Source organism: Oryzomonas rubra (genome assembly GCF_008369015.1).
GTDB lineage: Bacteria > Desulfobacterota > Desulfuromonadia > Geobacterales > Pseudopelobacteraceae > Oryzomonas > Oryzomonas japonica.
Window position 1 is genome coordinate 201,866 of record NZ_SRSD01000005.1, and the last position, 15,673, is coordinate 217,538.

Consider the following 15,673-nt stretch of genomic DNA (forward strand, 5'->3'; position numbering starts at 1 on the left):
TCCTTCTCAGGGCGTCCCGGTCACTCCGCCTGTTTCAGACGCTTCCTGACACTGAAATTAAAACATTGGAAGTAGGACAGGCAGGCGAAGAGGAACGAGAAGAGAGTACAGGAAAGCACCAGCGGCGCCGCCTTCGCCTTTGCCTGATCGGGGGCCATGACGACGAAGGTGAGAAAAAAGATGACGGCGCAGGATTTCCACAGGTCGCCCATCAGGCGTCTCTTACGCAACGCGGCCAGTTGTTCGCTGGACAGGCCGGGCACGCTCCCCTCGATCTCGATCCCGGCGTCGCGCCAGGCAAGCCGGTAAATCGGATAGATCAGGATCAACTGGACCACGATGGCGGTGACGATACTGGTGATGAATTGGTCCGGCCGGCCGCGCAGGGCAAAGAGCCTCTGGAAATTGAACGCCATATATCCCAACAGGGCAATCAGCACAACCTGGACAACGCGGTAAACAATCATGGTGCGGTGAACCCGCTTTACATCGGGATTGAGCATGGTCATTTATTCTCCCCGGTGGTAATAATGGATTGCGTTGGCGGCGCCCTGAGTTTATAACAGAATAACACGGTTATACGCAAGCCTTCATAAGGAGCTGTCAGATGGTGGTAACATCGCTCAGAACGATCACGATCGTGATCCTCTGGCTTACCGTTCTCCCCTTTGCCGCTTCGGCGGCCGATGGGCCGATCAGGGTGGTCGGCACGGTATCCCCCTTGAGTGACATTGTCCGCAAGATCGGCGGGCGGCATGTGGTGGTGTCCACCGTCCTCGCGCCCGGGATGTACCCCTCCGAATACGTCTTTCGCGAAGGGTACCTGGCAAAAATGAAAGGGACGGAACTGGTCATCCGTATCGGGGAGGGGGGAGACCCCTGGAGCGACCGCCTCATCGCGGCAGTCGGAGCAAACGTGCCGGTCATCAACGCCGCCCGTCAGGAGGATCTTGCCGTCGCGAACCGCTTTGCCAGGTCGCGGGAACCGGCTGTTGCCGGAGGTCCCTCCATCCCGCAACTCTACGTCTGGCTGGACCCGCGGATCGTACGCGACCGCATCGCTCCCGCCGTACTGCGGGCTCTTGTCGAACTACGCCCCGCGCGGGCGGCGGACTTCAAACGCAATTCCCGCCGCTTCTTCTTTGAACTTTCAAAGATGGATAACGAAACCGGAGCCCTGCTGGCGCAGATGCCTCCCAAACCCTTTATGGCCCAAACCGGGGCCTGGAGCTTTCTCTTCAACCGCTATGGCCTGATGCCTGTGGAGGTGGTCGTGCCCGATGAGAGGACAGAGATCAGCGCGGAAAGGATGTCGCGGATGATCGCCAGGGGCAGGCTGGCGGGGGTGCACCTGATCTTCCGCAACCACCGCCCCCCTACCCGACCGCTCACGCAGATCGCCAAAAGGATCGACGCCGCCCTGGTGCCCCTGGGGGTGATGGGAAACGAACATCCGGATATGATGAACGGCAGCTATCTTGAGCTGATGCAGGTCAACATCAAAAAACTGCTCATGGCGTTCCACTGACATGCGACTCCTCCGACGCATATTGAATCCGGTCATGGCGCTGATCGCCGTCCAGGTGGTCTGGATCACCCTGGTGGTCTGCTGGATCTATTGGTTCATCGGCAAGCACCGCGAGTTTCGCAAACTGGCGGAGAAATACCGCCCGGAGCTGTTGGGCCAGGGGTACAATTGGCCGGTCATGGTCGAGGGGCTGGCCATGCTGGTGGCCATACTGGTCGGCGTGTACGTCATCTTCCACTTTTGGAACCGCCAGTCGAACCTTTACGCCCAGCAGCGTAACATCATCTCCCAGGTGACCCATGAACTGAAATCGCCCCTGGCCTCCATCCAGCTCCACCTCGAAACCATCCGCCTGAGACGACCGTCCGAGGAAAAGCTGGACAACTTCGTGGGCACCATGTTGGCCGATACGGAACGCCTGCACTACCTGATCAACAACCTGCTCATGGCGGCGCGCCTGGAACAGCGCCGCAAACCGCCCGAGCGGCGCCTGACCGATATTTCGGCACTCCTGGAAGAGCATGTGGAGCGGGAACGCAACAGGTTGGCCCAGGGGGGGAATATCTCCCTGGAAACCGAGGCGGGGCTCAAGGCCTCCGTCGATCCCGAAGAAATGGGCATGGTGCTGCGCAATCTTTTTGAAAACGCCGAACTCTATTCGCCCGAGTCCCCCGATATCTCCGTAACACTCAGCAAAGCAGGGGTTCATCTCATTCTCTCGGTCAGGGACTGTGGGCGTGGCTTGGAATATAAGGAACTGAAAAAAATCTTCGAGATGTTCTACCGCGTCCGCCAGACCGACGAATATGTGCGGGGGACCGGGCTGGGGCTCTATATCGTCCAGTCGGTCATCAAGGGATACGGAGGAACGGTCGGCGTAACAAGCGAAGGGCTTGGCAAAGGAAGCACCTTTACCATCAAAATCCCCGCTGCTTGAGGATATGCAGAGTATGACAAACGATAAACCCCACATCATGCTTGTCGAGGACGAGATCCACCTGGCCCGCGGCATCTGTTTCAACCTTGAGGAGGAGGGTTGCCGCGTCAGCCATTTCGACTCGGGCGAAAAAGCGCTGGTCACCCTGGAGGTGGAACATTTCGATCTGATCATCCTGGACGTCATGCTGCCCGGCATGGACGGCTTCCAGGTCTGCCGCGCCGTGCGCAAACTGGACCCGCGCGTGCCGATCCTCATGCTGACCGCCCGCTCCGAGGATAGCGACCGGGTGGAAGGGCTGGAGAACGGGGCCGACGACTACCTGACCAAACCGTTCAACCTGATGGAGTTTTTGCTGCGGGTGAAGGGAATGCTGCGCCGGTCGTCCTGGTATCGCCCCGACCCGGTGGAGGAGGGGTACCGCTTCGGGGCCAACGAGGTGTTTCCGCTTTCCTACCGCGCCCGCACCGCCCAGGGGGAGATCGATCTGACCGAGATGGAGGTGCGCGTTCTTGCGCTCTTCTTTCAGAAGGAGGGAGAGATCATCCCGCGGGGCGAGTTGCTCCAGTCGGTCTGGGGCTACACCAGCGACACCGAGACCAGAACCCTGGACAACTTCATCGTCCGCCTGCGCAGGTACTTCGAGCCCGACCCCGGCAAACCGGTCCATTTCCAGACCGTGCGCGGGGTGGGCTACCGCTTCAGCCGGCAGGCATAACACCCCTTTTCCCGTCCCCCTCACGGGACTGAATCCTAGCAGACTGTTGGAAAACTCAGGTTGTTCAAAAATAGTCAGATCGCCGCACCCGCAGAAGGCCTTGCGGAGGCGTAGCAGCGCTACGCCGCACAATTTCACTCGTGGAATTGGACCGCGAAGGCGCCCGAAGGGTGAGGCCAAAGGCCTCAGTCACAAAAGGGACTTCGAGGACGGCGACGAGATGGCTGTTTTTCAACAACCTCCTGAAGGAAATCCCATGAAACATCTCATTCTCGGCACCGCCGGGCACATCGATCACGGCAAAACCTCGCTGGTAAAGGCCCTGACCGGCATCGACACCGACCGCCTCAAGGAGGAGAAGGCCCGCGGCATCACCATCGAGTTGGGATTCGCCCACCTCGAACTAGCGGGCGGCATCCGCTTCGGCATCGTGGACGTGCCGGGCCACGAAAAATTCGTGCGCACCATGGTGGCCGGCGTGGGGGGGATGGACCTGGTCATGCTGGTGATCGCCGCCGACGAGGGGATCATGCCCCAGACCCGGGAGCACCTGGACATCTTGCGGCTTCTGGGAGTGAAGAGCGGACTGATCGCCCTGACCAAGCGGGACATGGTGGACCCGGAGTGGCTGGCCCTGGTCACCGAGGAGGTGCGGGAATTCACGGCCGGCAGTTTTCTGGAAAACGCGCCGATCATACCGGTCTCGGCGCGCACGGGCGAGGGGCTGGATGCGCTGAAGGCAGAACTGGGCAGACTGGCGGAACTGAGCGCGGAAAAACGGCGGGAAGGGCACTTCCGCCTGCCGGTGGACCGGGTCTTCACCATGGCCGGCTTCGGCACGGTGGTGACCGGCACCCTGCTCTCGGGCGAGATCAGGGTGGGCGACGAACTGGAACTGCTCCCCTCGGGCCGGGAAGGACGGGTGCGCGGCATCCAGGCCCACGGCAGCAAGGTCGATACCGGGATGGCCGGACAGCGCCTGGCGGTGAACGTGCAGGGCGTGGACCTGGATCAGGTGCACCGGGGCAACGTGCTCGTGCCTCGGGGGGTCTTCCGGGCGACCCGGACGGTGGATGCGCGCCTGGACCATCTGGCCTCGGCGCCGCGGGAGTTGAAACATCGCGCCACCCTGCGGCTCCATTCCGCCACCTACGAAGTGCCGGCCCAGGTGATCCTGCTGGACCGGGACACACTGCTGCCGGGGGAGAGCGCGTTCGTGCAGTTGCGCCTCAAGGAACCGGCCTTGCTGCTGCCGGGGGACAGCTACATTCTGCGGGTCGCCTCTCCCGCCACAACGGTGGGGGGCGGCCTGGTGCTGGACCCCTTTCCTCCCCGCCGACGCCGGCGCAGCGACGAGGCACTCCAGTTGCTGGGGGTGCTGGGAAGCGAAGAACACCAGCGCATCTGCGCCCTGCTCGTCAGCCAAAGCCTGCTCTCGGGGATCGCTTTCGAGGAGATCCTGTTCCGTTCCGGCATCCCGCGCAAAGCGGCCGAAACAGCCCTGTCCGGGCTGCTCACCTCCGGGGAAATCCTCCAGGTGATCCGGGAGCCACGCACCTTTCTGTCACGGGAGGCGTTTGCGACCCTGAAGAGCGGTCTGCTGGGGGAGGTCACCGCCTTTCTGGCAGCCAATCCGCTCAGGGAGGGGATGGGCAAAGAGGAGCTCAAGACGCGTCTGCCCAAGAGGAGCGACCAGCGCTTCTTCACCCCGGTACTGTCGGCCATGGAACGGGACGGCGCCCTGATCTCCGACCGGGATATCGTGAAACCGGCCGGCCGGGCGGTGCAGAGTTCCACCTCAAGCGACAGCTTGGCCGGAAAGATCACAACGTTCCTGGGGGAAAAGGGGAACGAGCCGCCGACGATCAAGGAGACCATGGAGCGGTTCCGCTGCGACGAGAAGACCGTTCGCGACAACCTGGCCCTCTTGGTCAGGAAGGGAGAGGCGGTGCGCATCTCCAGCGACCTGTTCTATGCCGCCCCGGCCCTGAACGGCCTGCGGGAGAAGCTGGTGGCCCTCATCCAGGCCAAGGGGGAGATCACCCCGCCCGAATACCGGGAACAGACCGGTCTGTCGCGCAAATTTCTCATCCCGCTGTTGGAATACTTCGACAGCGAGAAGCTGACCATCCGGGTGGGGGATAAGCGGGTGCTACGGAAACGCTAACCTCCCCGCACCTCCACCGCCACATCGTACAACGTGCTCCCCCGGCCACCGTCGGTCAGGCGTTGGGACGTCAGGGCGTTCACCCCCCGCTCGCCGGGGCAGAACTCCCGCCACCAGACCCCTTCCGTGACCACGGTCCCTGCGGGGACCCAATCCGTCACCCTGAGGACAAACGCCACCTCGCCGAGATTATTGTAGGCCGTCACCCGTTGGCCGTCACACAACCCCCGCCCAGCCGCATCCAACGGGTGCATCCGCAACGCCACAGGCCCCTGTTTCTCACGCAGGTCGTCCTGCTCGTAAAAGCTGGAATTGAGGGCATAGGGGGTGGTTGCCGGCTGCAGCCACAGGGGAAAGCCGTCACCTGCGGCATGGGTGGGGAGCAGGCGCGGCAGGGGCTCCGGCTCCCGGATGTTCAAGATCTCGATCCTGCCGGAGGGGGTCTTCCAGTCCCCTTTGGGATTCGAGGGGGGCGTTAGTAGTACCGGCTCCCCATCCCGCAGGCGTTGGGTCGTCTCCCGATCCCGCCATGGGGTGTCGAAGTCAAGCAACTGTTCAACCAGATCGTCGGCCGACAGCCTGAAAAAGGGCTCGTCCCATCCCATGCCGGCTGCCAGGAGCGAGAACACCTCCCAGTTGGATTTGGCCTCCCCCACCGGCGGTATGGCTGCGCTGCAACGCTGACTATGGTAGCCGCCGTAACAGCGGTACAGGTCCGGCTGTTCCAGGGACGTGGTGGCCGGCAGGACGATGTCGGCATAGCGGGCCGTATCGGTCAGGAAGCGCTCATGCACTACCGTAAACAGGTCGTTGCGCTCAAGCCCCCTGATGACGGCGTTCTGGTCGGGGGTCACGGCAGCCGGATTGGAGTGATAGACGTAGAGGGACATGATGGGCGGGTCGTCCAGTTCGGTCAGCGCACTCCCCAGTTGGTTCATGCTCACCAGGCGCGTCGGCCGCTCCATGAACTCCTCCCGCGTGATCCGGTGCAGGGGGAAGGCTCCCCCGGTGGAGGTGCCGGGAAACACGCCGCCGCCGGGGCGCTGCCATGCCCCGCTGACGGCGGGGAGGCAGGCGATGGTGCGGACAGTCATGGCGCCGTTGCCGTAGCGGGAGAGACCGCTCCCCAGGCGGACGAAGGGGGCCTTTGCAGCCACAAACTCCCGCGCCAGGCGCTCGATGACAGCGGCGGGCAGGCCGCAGACCTCCGCCATCCGCTCCGGGGTGCAATCGGGGAGCACCTTTTCGGCGAACTCCTCGAAGCCGAGCACGTTATCCCGGATAAATTCTCGATCCGCCAGGCCGTCCCGGACCATGACGTGCATCATCCCCAGGGCCAGGGCGCCATCGCCGCCGGGGCGCACGATAAAGGCCTCGTCCGCAGCCTCGCAGGTCGGGGTGCGGTAGGTGTCGATGGCCCAGACACGAGCGCCGCGCCGCCGCGGCGCCTGGACGTCCCGCATGGCGTGGATGCTGGTGGCGCTGGCGTTGATCCCCCACAGGATCACCAGATCGCTCTGCTCCACCTCCTCCGGCTCCATAGCGGGGGTGTCCCCCATGACCGCTTTCCACCCCGCGTCCTTGGCCGGGGAGCAGATGGTCCGTTCCAGGCGCGAGGCCCCCAGCTTGTGGAAGAAGGGGTGCCCGCTGTTCCTCTGCACCAGCCCCATGGTGCCGGCATAGGAATAGGGGAGGACGCATTCCCCCCCGTAGCTGGCGATCAGCCCCTTCCAGCAGGAGCAGATGCGCTCGATCGCCTCCGGCCACGAAACAGGTTCGAAGCGCCCCTCCCCCTTGGGACCGGTGCGCATCAGCGGGGTCGTCAGGCGGCGCGGCGAGTGGACCGTACGCTCGTAGTGATGCATCTTGGGGCAGAGCAGGCCGCGGGTCATGGGGTGGTCGGGGTCGCCGGCGACACGCACGGCACGGCCATCCTCCACCTCCACCAGCAAACCGCAGGCGTCGGGACAGTCGTAGGGGCAGACGGAACGAACAATGTTGGGGCTCATGGAGATTTTCCTTCCTGATATGCGGGATAAAATATTATACTTGGATTTTCTTTCTTGTGCAGACCAAATCCGATTCCGTCACGAAGACCATGACCGAATCCCGTGGGGGTTATATGACACCGCAGCCTGACATCCTGCATTATGCCGTATCCGTTGTCGGCAAGGACCGCACCGGCATCGTTTCCGGCATTGCCGCAGCGCTCTTCCGCTTGGGGTGCAACCTCGCCGACTCCAGTTGCACCATGCTGGCCGGCGAGTTTGCCGTGATCCTGATCGTATCCCATGTAAAGCCGTTCAGCAAGAGCCGCCTCTACGACGAACTGAAGCCGGTTTGCGACGGGCTCGGTATGTCCCTGGCCGTACGCACCCTCCAGGCCGACGAGATCGCCCGCCTGGAAACCCCGGGGGAGATCTGTCTGATCTCGGTCTACGGAGCCGACCAGCCGGGCATCGTCTACCGCGTGACCAATGAACTGGCGGAGCGGGGCGTCAATATCACCGACCTGAATACCAAACTGATCGGCACGGACGACGAGCCGGTCTACGTGATGATGCTGGAAGCGGCCCTGCCGGACGGGCAAACCCCTGAAGAGCTTGAAGCGCTGCTGGGAGATCTGAAAAAGGAGCTGAACGTGGAAATCGGCGTGCGGGTGGTTACGCCGGTGGCCTTCTGACATATGGCAACTCAACCTATTCTGCGCTATCCGCACCCGGTGCTCAAAAAGCTCTGCCACCGGGTTATAACCATTGACAACGCGATACATGACCTGATCCGGGATCTACTCGACACCATGCGCGAGGGACCGGGATCGGTGGGAGTGGCGGCGCCCCAGATCGGGGTTACCCTGCGGGTCTGCGTGGTGGACGTGTCGGCCAGCCGGCACGGCAAGGACAACAACCACGGCCAACTGTGCATGATCAACCCGGAGATTACAGCCCGGAGCGGAACGGCCGTCATGCGCGAGGGATGCATGAGCGTGCCGGACTATACCGGGGATGTGGAACGGGCCACCGAGATCACGGTCAGATACGACGAACCGGACGGAACGGAGCGGATTTTCACCGCAACCGGATTCGAGGCGGTGGCCATCCAGCACGAGATGGACCACCTGGACGGTATCCTGTTCCTGGACCGGATCGTCAGCCTGAAGACCGGGCTGTTCCGGCGCAAGAACTACAGGTAGGAGGCGTTATGGCGGAACTTTTGACCAAAAGGGAACAGAAGGAACTGCTGAAGATTGCCCGCAGCACCATCGTTGCCTATGTCGCCACCGGGCAGATCCCCCCTGCCGGGACCACCTCAAAGGGGCTCGCCTGCGAAAACGGCTGTTTCGTGACCATCAAGCAGCACGAACGCCTGCGAGGCTGCATCGGCAACTTCGTCTCGGACAAGCCGCTCTACAGCCTGGTGCAGGAGATGGCCGTGTCGGCCGCGACCCGCGACCCGCGCTTCTACCCCATGAAGTCCCAGGATCTGGACGATTTCAACCTTGAGATATCGGTACTCTCCCCTCTGGAGAAGATCACATCGGTTGATCAGATCCAGGTGGGAAAGCACGGCATCTATATCGTCAAGGACAGCTACCGGGGCGTTCTGCTCCCCCAGGTGGCCACCGAATACGGTTGGGATCGGGACACCTTCCTGAAACATACCTGCATCAAGGCCGGTCTGCCCGAGAACGCCTGGCAGAAGGAGTGCGACATCTACATCTTTAGCGCCCTGGTGTTCGGCGAGCAGTAATCGCGAAGCGATTTCTCCAACAGGGGCTGACATCGCATCATCCGGACCCGTGGCATGTCGTCATGGGATACCCCTGAGCCGATGGTATGCCGGCACACGGTCCAAACATTGCACAGAATGGGGACGTTCAATGAAAACTCTCTGGAACATGTATCTTAACCTGACCATCCGCGTCCGCATCATCATCCTCTGCGTATGCTACAGTTTCTGCATCATCGCAGCCGGAGCGGTCGGCCAGACCCAATCCCTCTCGGCCACATCCCTGGCCGTCATACTCTTCACCATTCTCGGCACCCTGTTCAGTTGGATCAACATCTGGTCCATCACCTCGCCCATCAACAGGACCATTGGCTATCTCAAGGAGATGGCCACCGGCGACCTGCAGCGGGATATCCAGATCAAACGCAACAATGAGGTGAGCGCCATACTGCGTTCCCTTCGGGAACTTCAGCACTCGATGCGGGGAATCGTCATGGGGATCCAGACGACGTCGGGCCAGATCGCCGCTTCCTCGGAGCAACTGCGGCAGACCTCCGCAACCATCGCCGACGGCACCGAAAGTGCCGCCACCCAGGCCGCCTCGGTCAGCGCCGCGGTCGATAACCTGGCGACCGCGAGCACGGACATATCCACCAGATGCCTCGAAATGTCCGACATGGCCAGGGAGGCGGAGCAGGTGTCACGGGAGGGGGAACAGATCATTTCCGGCATGTCCGGAACCATGGGGGCCATCGAGGGGGTAATCACCGAGACCACGGAGGCGGTAAAATCCCTGGGGGACAATTCAACGCGCATCGGCGACATCCTGGCCACCATCGGTGACATCGCCGACCAGACCAACCTGCTGGCCCTGAACGCAGCCATTGAAGCGGCGCGGGCAGGCGAGCAGGGACGCGGATTTGCGGTGGTCGCCGACGAGGTGCGCAGCCTCGCCGAGCGGACCACGTCGGCGACCCGCGAGATTCAGACCATTATTGACGCTCTCCAGAAGGATGTCGGAAACGTGGTCTCTTCCATGGAGCAGAGCTCAGGCAGCGTACGCGAAGGTGGCGAAGGGGTACGCCACTCGTGCGAGGCCATTGGCGCAATCCTCCGTCAGATCGGCGTCCTCCACGGCCAGGTGTCCCAGGTGTCGACCGCCGCCACCGGCCAGTCCACAACCACCTCGGCCATAACCGAGAACATGCATCTCATTACCCGCGTCATCAGCGAGGCAGCCTCCGGGGCGGAGCAGACGGAGTCGGCCGCCTCCGGCCTGGCCACGTCGGCCGCGGAACTCCAGCAGATGGTGAACCGTTTCAAACTTTCCTAGCCACGTTTATACCTGTGGCAACCACTTTTCGAGCAGTTTTGCCACGAGCCTGGAATGGGAACGTAGTCGATATCTAAAAAGAGGGGTAATTTAAAATAATTGCCCGCCAGAGCGGCGGTGCCATGGTAGAGTATATTCTCTCAAAACGACATAATGAAGAACGCTTTTGAAAAATATACCTGCATATTCAGTGCGTTAAAATTTTAATTCCCAACAACGCAACGAAGGCCCCCCGGAGAGAACTATTCCGGGGGGCCTTCGTAATCAGGCTCTGTTGCGGGGAAACGGAATCAGGGGGCCAAGGCCGCGTGGGCCGCCGCCAGCCGGGCGATGGGTACCCGGAAGGGGGAGCAGGAGACGTAGTCCAGCCCGGCCTCGTGGCAGAAGATGACCGAAGACGGGTCGCCGCCATGTTCGCCGCATATGCCCAGCTTGATCTTCGGGCGAGTGGCGCGCCCCTTCTCCACCGCAATTTTGACCAGCTGGCCGACGCCGTTCTGGTCCAGCGACACAAAAGGGTCCTCCGCCAGGATACCGTGGTCCACGTAGAACGGCAGGAATTTACCGGCATCGTCCCGGGAAAGGCCAAAGGTGGTCTGGGTCAGGTCGTTGGTGCCGAAGGAGAAGAATTCGGCCTCGCCGGCGATCTCGTCGGCGGTCAGCGCCGCGCGGGGCAACTCGATCATGGTGCCGATCAGGTACTCCAGCGTGACGCCGTACCGGGCGATGACCTCGTCGCAGATGGCCACGGCGTTCTGCTTGAGCACCTGAAGCTCCTTGACCGTCGCGATCAGGGGGATCATGATCTCCGGGACGATGGAGAACCCTTCATTCTTGACCAGTTCGCAGGCCGCCTCCATGATGGCCCGCACCTGCATGTCGTAGATTTCGGGAAAGGTGATGCCCAGGCGGCAGCCGCGATGACCGAGCATCGGGTTGAATTCGTGCAGGAACTCCACCTTGTGCCTGAGGGCGCCTACCGGCACCTTCATGGTCTTGGAAAGCTCCTCCAGGTCCTTTTCCTCCTGGGGCAGAAACTCGTGCAGCGGCGGGTCCAGCAGACGGATGGTTACCGGCAGCCCTTTCATCTCGCGGAAGAGGCCGATAAAATCCCCCTTCTGCATGGGCAGAATCTTGGCCAGGGCCTTTTCGCGCCCTTCCAGCTCCTCGGAGAGGATCATCTCCCGGACGGCCGCGATACGCTCGGCGTCGAAGAACATGTGCTCGGTGCGGCACAGGCCGATTCCCTCGGCGCCGAACTGACGGGCAACCTTGGCATCGTGGGGGGTATCGGCATTGGCACGGACCCTGAGCTTGCGGTAGGTATCGACCCATGCCATCAATTGGGCGAAGTCTCCGGTCATGGCCGGGGCGACCGTCGGCACGGCGCCCAGCATCACTTCGCCGCAGGACCCGTCCAGGGTGATCGTGTCCCCCTTCTTCACCACCACGCCGCCCCTGGCCGTAAAGGCTTCGCCGGCGTAGTCCACCTTGATGTCGCCACAGCCGGCCACGCAGCATTTCCCCATGCCGCGGGCCACAACCGCCGCGTGGGAGGTCATGCCGCCCCGGGCGGTGAGGATACCCTGGGCGGCGTGCATGCCGTGGATATCCTCGGGGCTGGTCTCGATGCGCACCAGGATCACCTTCTTGCCCACCTTGGCTTCGGCCTCGGCTTCATCGGCGCTGAAGACCACCTGGCCGGAAACGGCGCCCGGCGAGGCCGGCAACCCCTTGGCGATGATCTGCTTGGCGGCGGCGGGATCGAGGGAAGGGTGCAGGAGCTGGTCGAGCTGGGAGGGCTGGACCCGCAGGACCGCCTCCTTCTCGTCGATCAGCCCTTCCTTCACCATATCCACGGCGATCTTGATGGCTGCCGGCGCGGTGCGCTTGCCGTTGCGGGTCTGCAGCATGAAGAGCTTGCCCTTCTCGATGGTGAATTCGATGTCCTGCATGTCCTTGTAATGCTTTTCCAGGGTGTCGCGGATATCCGCCAACTGCCGGTAGCATTCGGGCAGGACCTCCTCCATGGAGGGTAGCTTGCCGTCCTTGTCCTTGACGCGGTTGATCGGCTGGGGGGTGCGGATGCCCGCCACCACGTCCTCTCCCTGGGCGTTGACCAGGAATTCGCCGAAGAAGTAGTTTTCGCCGGTGGAGGGATCGCGGGTGAACGCCACGCCGGTGGCGCAATCGTCGCCCATATTGCCGAACACCATGGATTGGACGTTGACGGCGGTGCCCCACTCGGCGGGGATGTTGTTGAGCTTGCGGTAGGTAATGGCGCGCGGGTTCATCCACGAGCCGAAAACGGCGCCGATGGCCCCCCACAGCTGTTCATGGGGATCTTCGGGGAATTCCTTCCCCAACTCATCCTTGATCTTGAGCTTGAACGCCCCGACCAATTCCCGCCAGTCGGCGGCCGTCAGCTCCGTATCCTGGTGGACGCCCCGCTGCTCCTTCTTCTGTTCCAGCAGGTGTTCGAGGATATCCTTCTCCATGCCCATGACCACGTCGGAATACATCTGCACGAAACGGCGGTAGGCGTCATAGGCGAACCGTTCGTCCCCGCTCTGGGCGATGATGCCCTGGACCGTGGTATCGTTGAGGCCAAGATTGAGGATGGTGTCCATCATACCCGGCATGGAGGCGCGGGCGCCGGAACGGACGGAGACGAGCAGGGGGTTCTTGGGGTCGCCGAATTTTCTCCCCATCAGCGCCTCGACCTTTGTGAGGTTTTCGGCCACGGTCGCGGTCAGGGATTCGGGATACGCCTGGTTATTCTTATAAAATTCGGTGCAGACCTCGGTGGTAATGGTAAAGCCGGGGGGGACCGGAAGGCCGATACTGGTCATTTCCGCCAGATTGGCCCCCTTGCCCCCCAACAGATTTTTCATCTCTGCCCGACCCTCGGCCTGGCCGTTGCCAAAGAAATACACATACTTCTGCGTCATAGTGCTGCCTCCTCAAGGATGATAGAGAACCGTGCTTTAGACCGGCTAAAAACTTTTATTCATAATTAAAATAATAGGTTAGGCGGTCAACTATAACGCAGAAAAACAAAATTTCAACCTTAAATGCGAAAAAGGGCTACTTCAGATCCCAACTGTTGATATCGGCGTTCTTCCCGTCGCCCCCTTTGGCTCCGTCGGCACCGTAGGAGTAGAGGTCGTAATCCCCGTGTTCGCCCGGCGACACATAGAGGAAGTCGTTGCCCCAGCCATCCTTGGGCACGTTCTTGCTCTCCAGATAGCCCCCCTCCTTGAAGTTCTTGGGGATAGCCCCCACGGTCGGCTTTGTCACCAGGGAGTTCAACCCCTGTTCCGTGGAGGGATAAGCGCCGTTGTCGAGCTTATAGAGCTTAAGGGCCGACTCCAGGTTTCTGATCTGGGTCTTGGTGGTCTGGATCTTGGCGTCATCGGTGCGGCCCATGATCTTGGGGCCGACCAGCGCAGCCAAAAGCGCCAGGATGACGATCACCACCATGATCTCGATGAGGGTGAAGCCGCGCCTGTTGTTGAGTTGTTTCATATCTCCGTGTCCTCCATCTGTGTGATTCCCTGCTTCTAGGGATTTTACATGAACAGGGCCGCATGGCAAGGCTTTTTCAGGCCGCCGCCATCTATCCCAAAAGAACAAGCCACCACCTCAATTGCGGTAGAGAACGGGCACATCCCTCCGGCGCCAGTTCAACCAACCAAAATGATTTCAACATATTATGACATCATCATCTTTTGGCACATGATATGTATATAACCAGTGTAACAAACTGCGGAGCATGAGAAAATACCGACGTCTCGCTGACGCAACCGCCCGTGCCCCGGGCGAATCGGCAGCCGGAAGCCGCAGAGAAAGCACGGCGCGCAGCCGACAAAGGCGCGGATAAAAAATAGATTGACGGACCTCGGCCTTACAATGCATTATCGCGTATACAAATTTTTGCAGCACACCACCTTCAAGGAGAGAGAAATCATGAAAAAGACCGTAATCGCCATCCTCGCCATCGCAGCCTTTGCCGGGACCGCTTTTGCCGCCGACGTGATCACACTGAAAAGAGGCGTCACGTTCAATCACAAGGCCCACCAGGAAATGCTGAAGGACTGTACGAAATGCCACGCTTCCGCAGCCGGCGGCAAGATCGAAGGGTTCGGCAAAGACTGGGCTCACAAGACCTGCAAAGGTTGCCACAGCACCATGGCCAAAGGGCCGACCTCCTGCAAAGAGTGCCACAAGCAGTAACCGTTTGAACGGTTGACGACGTTCCATGGGAGGGCAGCGACGATGCTGCCCTCTCCTCGTTTTAGTGTCCCGTGCGGTTAGTCGTGGGACACTACCCCCTGATACCCATCCCCTTCCCCTGTTTGCAGAGAAATCCCTCGCGCTGCATGGCTTCAAGATTGCTCTGCACCGTTTCCTGCTCGGCCCCAAGCAGTTTGGCCAACGCCAGGGCCGTTATACCCGGATGTTCCATAACCGCCCGCAACATGCGGCTGCGCAACTGGCGGTTCGACCCCTCGAATCGCGACTGTCGGGTGTGGTGGGCGCTGCGGCGGCCGGGATTGGGATGGCTCTGCTTGAGCATCACGCCGTAGTCCATCAACCCATAGAACCATGTGCGGGGGTCGCCTCTGTCCAGAGTCGCCGCGACCAAGGGCATGATCTCCCGGTCCCCTACTTTGTCCCTGTTGTGGAAAAAGAAATGGATGAAGACCGTGCGGATATTGGTCTCGATGAACGCCTCTACCGCACCGAAGGCAAAGGTCGCCACGGCCCGGGCCGTGTACGGGCCGATACCGGGCAGGGATTCCAACTCCTCGATTGTTGTGGGGAATTGGCCAGCAAAGCGGTCCACGATCTCCTCGGCGCACCGCTTGAGGGCCAGGGCGCGGCGGTTGTACCCCAGTCCCTGCCACACCCGCAATACCTCCGGCAAGGGCGCGGCGGCAAGGTCGGCGAGTGTGGGAAAGGCCGCCAGGAACTCGGCATACTTGGCCTTGACCCGCTCCACCTGGGTCTGCTGGAGCATGATCTCGGAGATCAGGATGCAATAGGGGTCGCGGGTCTCGCGCCACGGCATGGGGCGGGGGTTGGCGTGGTGGTAGGCCAAGATACATTTCTGGAAGGCCTTGACCGTTGCAAGGTCGAGGGTGCCGGTTTCGTGGTAGCGGTTGGTGAGATGTTCAGGGTTCAATGTCAAACTTTGATCCTATGATCCAAACGGCAATTCTGCCACAGAGACGCAGAGACACGGAAAAAGTGAAGCG

The 15,673-nt window shown here is 61.4% G+C and carries 14 protein-coding genes; 9 read left to right on the forward strand and 5 right to left on the reverse strand.

The genetic code is table 11. The features are described from left to right. Positions 1 to 20: 20 nt before the first annotated feature. Positions 21 to 509, reverse strand: coding sequence for a hypothetical protein (locus ET418_RS09880; RefSeq protein ID WP_149307438.1), 489 nt, complete (start codon positions 507 to 509; stop codon positions 21 to 23). Positions 510 to 607: 98 nt separating this feature from the next. Between ET418_RS09880 and ET418_RS09885 the strand changes: the two genes are divergently transcribed. From ET418_RS09885 to selB, 4 genes are all read left to right on the forward strand, one after another. Beyond that, positions 608 to 1,528, forward strand: coding sequence for a metal ABC transporter substrate-binding protein (locus tag ET418_RS09885; protein WP_149307439.1), 921 nt, complete (start codon positions 608 to 610; stop codon positions 1,526 to 1,528). 1 nt (position 1,529) lies between these two features. Further along, on the forward strand, positions 1,530 to 2,465 hold the full coding sequence (locus tag ET418_RS09890) for a sensor histidine kinase (RefSeq protein WP_149307440.1): 936 nt from the start codon (positions 1,530 to 1,532) through the stop codon (positions 2,463 to 2,465). A gap of 13 nt (positions 2,466 to 2,478) precedes the next feature. Then, positions 2,479 to 3,183 carry a response regulator transcription factor gene (locus tag ET418_RS09895; RefSeq protein WP_149307441.1) on the forward strand — a complete coding sequence of 235 codons (705 nt, stop codon included), beginning with the start codon at positions 2,479 to 2,481 and terminating at the stop codon, positions 3,181 to 3,183. Positions 3,184 to 3,439: 256 nt separating this feature from the next. Beyond that, positions 3,440 to 5,350, forward strand: a complete 1,911-nt coding sequence (gene selB / locus ET418_RS09900) for a selenocysteine-specific translation elongation factor (RefSeq protein WP_149307442.1) — start codon at positions 3,440 to 3,442, stop codon at positions 5,348 to 5,350. Here selB and ET418_RS09905 read toward each other — a convergent pair. Further along, positions 5,347 to 7,359: a molybdopterin oxidoreductase family protein gene (locus ET418_RS09905; RefSeq protein ID WP_149307443.1), complete on the reverse strand. Its 2,013-nt coding sequence runs from the start codon at positions 7,357 to 7,359 to the stop codon at positions 5,347 to 5,349. The two genes, selB and ET418_RS09905, sit on opposite strands and share 4 nt — an antisense overlap. Positions 7,360 to 7,472: 113 nt before the next feature. Here ET418_RS09905 and ET418_RS09910 point away from each other — a divergent pair, with 113 nt between their 5' ends. From ET418_RS09910 to ET418_RS09925, 4 genes are all read left to right on the forward strand, one after another. Further along, positions 7,473 to 8,033, forward strand: coding sequence for a glycine cleavage system transcriptional repressor (locus tag ET418_RS09910; protein ID WP_149307444.1), 561 nt, complete (start codon positions 7,473 to 7,475; stop codon positions 8,031 to 8,033). Positions 8,034 to 8,036: 3 nt separating this feature from the next. Continuing rightward, positions 8,037 to 8,543: a peptide deformylase gene (gene def, locus ET418_RS09915; RefSeq protein WP_149307445.1), complete on the forward strand. Its 507-nt coding sequence runs from the start codon at positions 8,037 to 8,039 to the stop codon at positions 8,541 to 8,543. Positions 8,544 to 8,551: 8 nt separating this feature from the next. Beyond that, on the forward strand, positions 8,552 to 9,100 hold the full coding sequence (gene amrA / locus ET418_RS09920; protein WP_149307446.1) for an AmmeMemoRadiSam system protein A: 549 nt from the start codon (positions 8,552 to 8,554) through the stop codon (positions 9,098 to 9,100). A 130-nt stretch (positions 9,101 to 9,230) separates the two neighbouring features. After that, a complete protein-coding gene (locus tag ET418_RS09925; RefSeq protein WP_149307447.1) occupies positions 9,231 to 10,412 on the forward strand; it encodes a methyl-accepting chemotaxis protein in 1,182 nt (393 codons plus the stop codon). 290 nt (positions 10,413 to 10,702) lie between these two features. Here the strand turns inward: ET418_RS09925 and ppdK are convergent, their stop codons facing one another. Then, complete coding sequence (gene ppdK / locus ET418_RS09930) at positions 10,703 to 13,363, reverse strand: pyruvate, phosphate dikinase (RefSeq protein ID WP_149307448.1); 2,661 nt, start codon at positions 13,361 to 13,363, stop codon at positions 10,703 to 10,705. A gap of 136 nt (positions 13,364 to 13,499) precedes the next feature. Next, positions 13,500 to 13,940, reverse strand: coding sequence for a type II secretion system major pseudopilin GspG (gene gspG / locus ET418_RS09935; RefSeq protein WP_149307449.1), 441 nt, complete (start codon positions 13,938 to 13,940; stop codon positions 13,500 to 13,502). Positions 13,941 to 14,381: 441 nt separating this feature from the next. Between gspG and ET418_RS09940 the strand changes: the two genes are divergently transcribed. After that, positions 14,382 to 14,648 carry a cytochrome c7 gene (locus ET418_RS09940; RefSeq protein WP_149307450.1) on the forward strand — a complete coding sequence of 89 codons (267 nt, stop codon included), beginning with the start codon at positions 14,382 to 14,384 and terminating at the stop codon, positions 14,646 to 14,648. Positions 14,649 to 14,739: 91 nt separating this feature from the next. Here ET418_RS09940 and ET418_RS09945 read toward each other — a convergent pair whose 3' ends face one another. Further along, the gene (locus ET418_RS09945) at positions 14,740 to 15,606 is read right to left on the reverse strand and encodes an HhH-GPD family protein (RefSeq protein ID WP_246153016.1); all 867 of its coding nucleotides are present in this window, start codon (positions 15,604 to 15,606) and stop codon (positions 14,740 to 14,742) included. Positions 15,607 to 15,673: the final 67 nt, after the last annotated feature.

Coding starts and splice junctions, on each gene's coding strand:
- ET418_RS09895 (WP_149307441.1), top strand. CDS start 2,479: ATGACAAACGATAAACCCCACATCATGCTTGTCGAGGACGAGATCCAC.
- def (WP_149307445.1), top strand. CDS start 8,037: ATGGCAACTCAACCTATTCTGCGCTATCCGCACCCGGTGCTCAAAAAG.
- ET418_RS09890 (WP_149307440.1), top strand. CDS start 1,530: ATGCGACTCCTCCGACGCATATTGAATCCGGTCATGGCGCTGATCGCC.
- gspG (WP_149307449.1), bottom strand. CDS start 13,940: ATGAAACAACTCAACAACAGGCGCGGCTTCACCCTCATCGAGATCATG.
- ppdK (WP_149307448.1), bottom strand. CDS start 13,363: ATGACGCAGAAGTATGTGTATTTCTTTGGCAACGGCCAGGCCGAGGGT.
- ET418_RS09885 (WP_149307439.1), top strand. CDS start 608: ATGGTGGTAACATCGCTCAGAACGATCACGATCGTGATCCTCTGGCTT.
- ET418_RS09940 (WP_149307450.1), top strand. CDS start 14,382: ATGAAAAAGACCGTAATCGCCATCCTCGCCATCGCAGCCTTTGCCGGG.
- ET418_RS09880 (WP_149307438.1), bottom strand. CDS start 509: ATGACCATGCTCAATCCCGATGTAAAGCGGGTTCACCGCACCATGATT.
- ET418_RS09905 (WP_149307443.1), bottom strand. CDS start 7,359: ATGAGCCCCAACATTGTTCGTTCCGTCTGCCCCTACGACTGTCCCGAC.
- ET418_RS09925 (WP_149307447.1), top strand. CDS start 9,231: ATGAAAACTCTCTGGAACATGTATCTTAACCTGACCATCCGCGTCCGC.
- amrA (WP_149307446.1), top strand. CDS start 8,552: ATGGCGGAACTTTTGACCAAAAGGGAACAGAAGGAACTGCTGAAGATT.
- selB (WP_149307442.1), top strand. CDS start 3,440: ATGAAACATCTCATTCTCGGCACCGCCGGGCACATCGATCACGGCAAA.
- ET418_RS09910 (WP_149307444.1), top strand. CDS start 7,473: ATGACACCGCAGCCTGACATCCTGCATTATGCCGTATCCGTTGTCGGC.